This window comes from Microcystis sp. M31BS1 (assembly GCF_020245285.1).
Lineage (GTDB): Bacteria > Cyanobacteriota > Cyanobacteriia > Cyanobacteriales > Microcystaceae > Microcystis > Microcystis panniformis.
In genome coordinates, this window is the sequence record NZ_JADBVE010000289.1 from 1 (window position 1) to 6,575 (window position 6,575).

Consider the following 6,575-nt stretch of genomic DNA (forward strand, 5'->3'; position numbering starts at 1 on the left):
CAGTATTCTCGCCGGGTTAGTATTAAATCGAGAGACGATTAAAAAAATCCTTCGGAGTGACATTATGAGAGAATCCGTCATCTATCAAGATATTTTAGAGGAAGGCAGAGAGGAAGGCGAGGAAAAGGGACTACAAAAAGGTAAAGAAGAAAAAGCTCGACAAATTGCCCTAAAAATGCTATCTGCTGGTTTTTCTATCCCAGAAATCGCCCGATTTACCGATTTATCCCCCGACGCGATCGAGCAATTACAAAGACAGCAGCACAATTAAAGCTTTTAACCGCAAAGGGTGGGGAATTAGCAAAATTTTGGCTCATCTCCGCACCCCAAGCGCAGTTAACGACGTTTAGCGACGCAACGCACCACTAAACCACCACCTAGTATGCCTAGTCCGATAACACCAGAAGGTTTGGGAGTGGACACATTACCAATATCACCCGAAATATCAGAAGCAACAAGGCGAAAGTTATCGATTGCAGCATAACCACTGCTTAGAATATCGGTTTTATCCCAAAAAAGCCCCAATTTTCTCCACGGCAGCCTCTAGAATATCGGGATCGTGAACTAAGGCAAAACGCACATACCCCTCACCACCCTTGCCAAAACCGGAACCGGGGGAAACAGCGACACCAGTTTGGGCCACCAATTGCCGACAAAAATCGACGGAATTACCCGGCCAACTGGGGGGAATTTTCGCCCAAACGTACATAGTAGCGGCCGGAGTGGCAACCGGCCAACCGATGCGATTTAGGGCATTAATAAACACATCCCGGCGTTTTTGGAAGATAGCGACGGTTTCTTTGACCGAATCTTGATTACCAGTTAAAGCGGCGATCGCACCGTTAAGAATGCCCAAATACTGATTAAAATCAACCATGGCTTTAATCTGTCGCAAAGCCATAATTAACTGCGGGTTGCCAATGGCGAAACCGATGCGAAAACCGCCCATATTATAGGACTTAGAAAAGGTAAAAAACTCGATCGAATTAGTTTTATCTCGATCGGCCTGTAAAATTGACGGGGGAGGCGATGTTCCCGCAAAAAAGATGTCTAGATAGGGAAAATCGTGGATTAAAACTAAATTATGCTGACGGCAAAAATCAACCGCTTTTTGGAAAAATGCCAAAGGTGCGATCGCTGTAGTGGGATTATGGGGATAACTCAAGACCATCAGCTTCGATTGTGCCAGCACTAGCTCAGGAATGTCCTCTAAAACCGGCAGAAAGTCATTTTTTGCCAAAATTGGCATTCCGTACATTTGACCGCCGGCAAGGGCAACACCGCCCAAATGGGAGGGATAACCTGGATCGAGGAGTAGGGCAAAATCTCCGGGATTGAGAAGGGCCAAAGGTAGATGGGCCGTGCCTTCCTGAGAACCAATCAGGGGTAAAACCTCCGTTTCCGGATCGATGGGGACACCAAAGCGATCGCTATACCAGTTAGCGGCAGTTATTCGGAAGTCTCTAGTCCCATTATGGAGTAAATAGCCGTGCGTGTGAGGATCGTGGAGAGATCGCTCAATAGCATCGACAACATGGGGAGCAGCCCCAAGATCGGAGGAACCGAGCGAAAGATCGATAATGGTATTACCCGCTTCTCTACTGGCAGCTTTTGCCCGATCCATATCGGCAAAAACGTTGGATTGTAGTGCCTGTAAGCGGTTTGCTAGGGTTAAGTTATTCATAACCACGGATACCTAATTAGCTGACATAGGTATCGATAAAAGATTGTAATTGTTGTTTGCCGATCGCCCCTTCATGAGTGGCAATAATTTCGTTATCTTTAAAGATGCGTAAAGCAGGAACACCTTCCACCTTACATTTAGCCACCGAGTCGGGGTTAGGGTCTATTTCTAGTTTAACTACTTTTAGCCGTTCGCCGTAGGTTTTGGCCACCCAATCGATCGAGGGGGATACCAGACGGCACGGACCGCACCAACTCGCCCAAAAATAGACTAAAACGGGTTTTTCGACCTCAAAAACCTCTTTGTCAAACTTCTGATCGCTAATGACAGTTACGCTACTCACAGTATTTATTTCCTCACCATCGCTACTGATTATCATAGAGGTTCTGGGTACTTTTCGGCAATTATCCACTTCCAAAGTTCCTCAAACATTAGGATCAAAGACATCCCGTAAACCATCACCGATAAAATTAATACTTAACACCGTGATCACGATAGCTAGAGCGGGAAAAATTACCAAGTGGGGAGCAGTTGTCAAGTAATCTTTAGCTTTAAATAACATTTGTCCCCAAGTCGGCACATCGGGGGGGAAACCCAAACCCAAAAAACTCAGGGTTGACTCGGTAATAATCGCATTACCCACGGCTAAAGTGGCCGCCACGATAATCATTCCCAAAACGTTAGGTAATAAATGCACCCAGATTAAACGGAAAGGAGTGGCCCCCAAAGCTTTTGCAGCCGAGATAAATTCCATCTCCCGTAACTTTAAGAAATTTCCCCGCACCAATCGCGCCACCGACATCCAATTTAAACCCCCGATCACCAAAACCACGAGGATAAAAATACCCGTTTCCGGTCCGGCGATTTTCTTGATACTATCGCGAAATAGATAGACAATCAGCAAAAGTAGGGGTAATTGGGGCAAAGATAGAAATAAATCCGTTAATCGCATCAATAAGCCATCGATCGCCCCCCCGTAAAACCCGGAAATAGCCCCGATCGCCGTTCCCAAAATCATCGCCACCATCATAGCAGCAATCCCCACCGCTAGGGAAATTCGACCCCCCACCAAAATCCTCGCCAATTGATCCTGTCCTAGATCATTAGTCCCGAAAAGATGTTTTAAACTAGGGGGAGCCGTAGCTTGACTAAAATCGATCGCATCTATAGGAACTCGATAGAAAATTGGACCGAATAGGACAGCAAAAATAATTATCATTAATGCGATCGCTCCTATTACTGCCAGGGGATCTCGGTAAAAACGTCGCCAAGTATCGATAATTGCAGAAGACAGGAGAGACATAAGCTGTTAAGTAGATAGGTATTAAAAACTTTCAGATCCCCCCGCCTATCGGCACCCCCCTTATCAAGGGGGGCAGGGGGGATCAAACCTAAAATCCATTTTAAATTTAATTATAACCAGCTACTTAAGTGTTTAAATTACTTTTTGAGACGAGGCACTCTTGCATTGGGGGAGATTCCGCTAATCTAAGAATAAACGGTTTAAATTAGTCTTTTTAGTCTGCTGTATTTTAGGTAAAATCTCAAGATAAGTCCCTTTATTGAAGGAACCGTTGTGTTATAATATAACTCAAGTTCAGAAAATAGAGAGTAAAACTATGACTGTTAAAGAACTTATTCAAACAGCAATTGATAATCTACCTGAAGAACAACTAGATGAACTTTATCAATTAATTAAAAATTTCACCGCCAGCAAAAACAACTTATTAGAAGAAAAGCCATCCTTATTCAAACGGCGTTTTCCAGTTGAGAATATGGTGGGTAAAGCTAAAATACTAGGTGATATGGTCAGTCCTATTGTAGATGAAGAAGATTGGGAATGTCTGAAGTAATTGTGCTTGATACTCATATTTGGTTGTGGTTAATAAATGGCAATTTTGACAGATTTCCCGATCATTGGCTAGTAGAAAAATTTGAGTTAGCAGAATCTCTCGGAGTTTCCCCCATTTCTTGCTATGAAATAGCCCTTGCTAACCAACGGGAAAGATTAGAATTAAGTTATCCCCTTCAAGAGTGGATTCAACAAGCTTTAACAGTAGCTAAAATATAGCGGTTCTCGCATCTGTGCGGCACACTTAAACCTTTGCTGATTAAGCTGTTCAGGCTCGGGAATGTACCTCTTGTGAATCAGAAACGCTATAACTTATTTCCTAAATATGTCGAAATCAAAGATCATCTCAGGGAGAGAGCGAAATAGTGATAAGTAATAGGACAAAATCAACAGATGATTAAAATTTACACGGAAATCGAACAGGGGCAAAATTGGTTAGAGCGCCATCAAAAATCTTCTCCGATATTTGCCCTAGTTTTGGGGTTTACCGAGACGGGATTAATCCCCGGAATCTCCACCGCCGGCGCTACCCCGGAAGATAGAAAATATACAGCGATCGCCGATGCCGAATTTATCGTTAAAGGAGTTTCACCCCATCCCCGTTATCCCTTACCCCCCCTAACGGTGGGAGCCTCCCCTGCCTATATTACCCGCGCCGTAGTGGAAAAATTAGCCATTCCCGTCCTCGTTTTTAACGCCGGTTTACCCTTGCCCCCGGCCGTCGATTATATCGAACTAGGGGGACAACCGGCCCGTTGTCTCTCCACTGGCTGCGCCCTAGATATCCCCATAGTAAAACACCTGTTCGCCCAAGGACTAACCTGGGGAGAAAAATTAGCCCGGGAGTCTAGTTATCTAATTATCGGCGAGTGTGTGGTCGGTGGCACCACCACCGCCCTCGCCATCCTCACCGGATTGGGTTATCGAGCCAACGGCAAAGTTAACAGCAGCCACCCCCAGTGCAATCATGCCCAGAAACGGGCAATAGTTGAGCAGGGATTAGCCCAAAAAGAAATTTTTGATCCTTTTGAGGTAATCGCCGCACTAGGCGATCCTCAGCAGATTTTCGTCGCTGGCATGGCAATCGCCGCCAGTGGGCAGGGTGGGGTACTCCTCGCTGGAGGAACCCAAATGTTAGCCGTTTCTGCTCTAATTCAAGCTCTAGTGGCTAAATATGCCTATCCAGTTAACTGGGAAAATATCATCGTCGGCACAACTCGCTGGGTAGCGGAAGATAAAACGGGGGATACGGTGGGATTAGCCCGCCTGATCGGAAAAATACCCCTATTAGCCACAAAATTAGATTTTTCCGCCTCTAAATACCCAGTTTTGCAAGCTTATGAACAAGGTTTCGTCAAGGAAGGAGTCGGAGCCGGAGGATCAGCGATCGCCGCTTATCTGTACCAGAATTGGACTAATCAAGATTTGGTCAAAGCGATCGAAAATTTAATCGGGTTTCAACTAAACTGTTGACTATCTGGGGTTTGCGGCAAAAAGCTTTTCCTGGGGGCAGGGGTAGGGCTGATTCATTCTCCGAATCTAATTCTTTTTTTGCTACCTTTAATCGCTTAAGTACCTAGGCAAAATTATTTACACATGACGATCATTACAACCAGTTCCCGAATCTTCTATGATTATGGGTCTAGTCTTTTTTGGCGGTGGCTTGTTTGCGGTTAGCCGACGAAAAAATCAGAACTAAAACCCAACCTTAGTGTGTGCCAAGGTAAAACCTTGGCGTGAGAAAAGGCGGCGTTGTCAGATCAGAATAGGAAAGATGCCATGCAATCTTTCCTATCAAAGTAATTTCAGTTCCAAGCTGATTCGGAGCATCTTTCAATTTGACAACGCCTATTGTAGGGCTAATTCATGAATTAGCCCTACACCTATTACCTAGCTATATTCCACGCCTATTGTAGTGGCCAGCAGATTTCTAGTCGATAATTAGGGCAATTTTCCCCGTCACCGCACCAGTTTCTAGCAATTGATGGGCGCTGATAGCTGCCGCTAAAGGGAAGGTTTGGGAGAGATGAATAGTTAACTTTTTCTCGTCAATTAAACGCGCCCCTTGCTTGAGAATTTCTGTTTGATATTTTTGCGCTTCTGGCAGTCCCATCAAAGCCGGGGTTAACATTAATTCTAAACTAATCCGCAAATTGCGATCGCGTGCTTCCTTCCAGCTGCCCGTAGGTTCCAAAATCGTCACCATATCGCCATATACTCGCACCACTCGGCAAGTTTGCCCAAAAGTTGCCCCTCCCACCGTATCAAAAGCGACATCTACCCCTTTCCCTGCGGTTTCTTGAAGTATCGCCGCAACAAAATCGGTTTGTTTGTATAAAATCGGGTAATCTGCCCCTAATTGCCGCACTAAACGCTCTTTATCGCTATTTCCCACCGTTGTATAAACTTTAGCCCCCCTCAGTTTCGCCAATTGAATCGCAACATGACCAACACCCCCGGCCCCGCCATGGATAAGGACGCTTTGTCCCGACTGAAGACGGGCGCGATCGTAGAGTGCTTCCCAAGCGGTGATTAAAACCAAAGGTACAGCGGCCGCCTCGGCAAAAGAAAGAGATTTCGGCTTATGGGCCAGATAATCCGCCTCGATCAGGGCATATTCGGCATAATTTCCCGTGCCGGCCTTGCCCAGTCCGCCGTTACAAAAATACACTTCATCCCCGGGGCGAAAATCCTGCACCGCCGCCCCAACTGCCTCGACAATTCCCGCCCCGTCACAGCCCAAAATGGCCGGCATTTGCTCGGGGTAAAAAGTGCCGCGTTTACGAATTTTTGTATCAATAGGGTTGACACCAGCCGCTTTTAATGCTAATAAAACCTGATGCGGTTGACTAATTTTCGGGGTGGGGACTTCCTGAAGCTGCAGGACATCCACGGCAGTCATCGAAAATTTGGGTCTGAAACCCCGTCGTTCTACGACGGCTTTACTGTTAAATATGAGCATCGTTTACGAAATATATGCTAAAATGTGAGGTATGGAAAAAGCCTATTCGTTTCGATTTTACCCCACACCAACACAAG

9 protein-coding genes and 1 pseudogene are annotated in these 6,575 nt (G+C 45.6%); 5 read left to right on the plus strand and 5 right to left on the minus strand.

What is annotated here, in order from left to right; all coding sequences use genetic code 11:
• The coding region (locus tag IM509_RS16690; protein WP_502882264.1) for an Rpn/YhgA-type helix-turn-helix domain-containing protein at positions 1–271 on the plus strand (271 nt) is incomplete at its 5' end.
• Positions 272–336: 65 nt separating this feature from the next.
• Here the strand turns inward: IM509_RS16690 and IM509_RS16695 are convergent.
• The 4 genes from IM509_RS16695 to IM509_RS16710 are packed head-to-tail and all read right to left on the minus strand — an operon-like array spanning position 337 to position 2,987.
• The gene (locus IM509_RS16695) at positions 337–525 is read right to left on the minus strand and encodes a hypothetical protein (protein ID WP_002788545.1); all 189 of its coding nucleotides are present in this window, start codon (positions 523–525) and stop codon (positions 337–339) included.
• A complete protein-coding gene (locus tag IM509_RS16700; protein ID WP_185237742.1) occupies positions 506–1,684 on the minus strand; it encodes an LL-diaminopimelate aminotransferase in 1,179 nt (392 codons plus the stop codon). Before IM509_RS16700 ends, IM509_RS16695 begins: the two co-directional genes overlap by 20 nt.
• Positions 1,685–1,700: 16 nt before the next feature.
• The gene (locus IM509_RS16705; protein ID WP_185237743.1) at positions 1,701–2,063 is read right to left on the minus strand and encodes a thioredoxin family protein; all 363 of its coding nucleotides are present in this window, start codon (positions 2,061–2,063) and stop codon (positions 1,701–1,703) included.
• Positions 2,064–2,108: 45 nt separating this feature from the next.
• A complete protein-coding gene (locus IM509_RS16710) occupies positions 2,109–2,987 on the minus strand; it encodes an ABC transporter permease (protein ID WP_185237744.1) in 879 nt (292 codons plus the stop codon).
• Positions 2,988–3,303: 316 nt separating this feature from the next.
• Between IM509_RS16710 and IM509_RS16715 the strand changes: the two genes are divergently transcribed.
• From IM509_RS16715 to cobT, 3 genes and pseudogenes are all read left to right on the plus strand, one after another.
• Entirely contained in the window at positions 3,304–3,537 is a 234-nt protein-coding gene (locus tag IM509_RS16715; protein WP_002788542.1) for a hypothetical protein, read from the plus strand.
• Positions 3,525–3,752 (plus strand): annotated as a pseudogene (locus IM509_RS16720) (type II toxin-antitoxin system VapC family toxin); the annotation flags it as partial. The gene IM509_RS16715 and the pseudogene IM509_RS16720, both read left to right, overlap by 13 nt.
• 177 nt (positions 3,753–3,929) lie before the next feature.
• Positions 3,930–5,009: a nicotinate mononucleotide-dependent phosphoribosyltransferase CobT gene (gene cobT, locus IM509_RS16725; protein ID WP_052275353.1), complete on the plus strand. Its 1,080-nt coding sequence runs from the start codon at positions 3,930–3,932 to the stop codon at positions 5,007–5,009.
• Between the two features lie 457 nt (positions 5,010–5,466).
• Here the strand turns inward: cobT and IM509_RS16730 are convergent, their stop codons facing one another.
• Positions 5,467–6,438 (minus strand): zinc-dependent alcohol dehydrogenase family protein, encoded by a 972-nt coding sequence (locus tag IM509_RS16730; protein WP_052278344.1) that lies wholly within the window; start codon positions 6,436–6,438, stop codon positions 5,467–5,469.
• 91 nt (positions 6,439–6,529) lie between these two features.
• Between IM509_RS16730 and IM509_RS24175 the strand changes: the two genes are divergently transcribed.
• Positions 6,530–6,575: helix-turn-helix domain-containing protein (locus IM509_RS24175; RefSeq protein WP_353737710.1), on the plus strand; the 46-nt coding region annotated here is incomplete at its 3' end.